1 protein-coding gene is annotated in these 452 nt (G+C 56.0%); it reads left to right on the top strand.

Features of this window, described 5'->3' with window-relative positions:
• Positions 1-108 precede the first annotated feature (108 nt).
• On the top strand, positions 109-452 hold a 344-nt coding region (locus E4T71_RS08955; protein ID WP_209304492.1), incomplete at its 3' end, for an E2/UBC family protein.

The following is a 452-nucleotide window of genomic DNA, read 5'->3' as shown; positions in this document are numbered from 1 at the left end:
CGCCACACTGATTGAGGTGGGTGGTGAAGCGGATGCGATCCGCAACACCGCTCCAGAAAAAGTAGCCCCACCCGTCGTTCTGTCCAGTAGTGCAGGCTGAGGAACCCTATGAGCGCTTTAGGCGAAACCTTACGGGCGCTCAGAGCTCGTGGCTTTACACCGGTAGCTGCCAAGCTACCGGTGCGTGCCTTTAAAGGGGGGCTGGCGTGTAAAAAAGGCGACGTGTCAGTCAAACTCACAATCAAAGATTGGGATTTCCTGAGCTATCCCGCGATCTGCATATTGGATCGTCCTGATTTCCTCCCTGAACTGATGCCGCACATCGATGTGCTGGGTAATCTCTGCTACTTCGCACCCGGCTCCGTAACGCTTGATCGATACGATCCCGCGACCGCTGTGTTGCAGTGCCTCAACCAAGCGACGGCGATACTCGATCGAATCGCTACGGAACC

Origin of the sequence: Streptococcus sp. WM07, assembly GCF_004570525.1 — a bacterium.
Lineage (GTDB): Bacteria > Bacillota > Bacilli > Lactobacillales > Streptococcaceae > Streptococcus.
The sequence above is the reverse complement of the archived record's forward strand: the minus strand, read 5'-3'. Positions and strand labels throughout refer to the sequence as shown.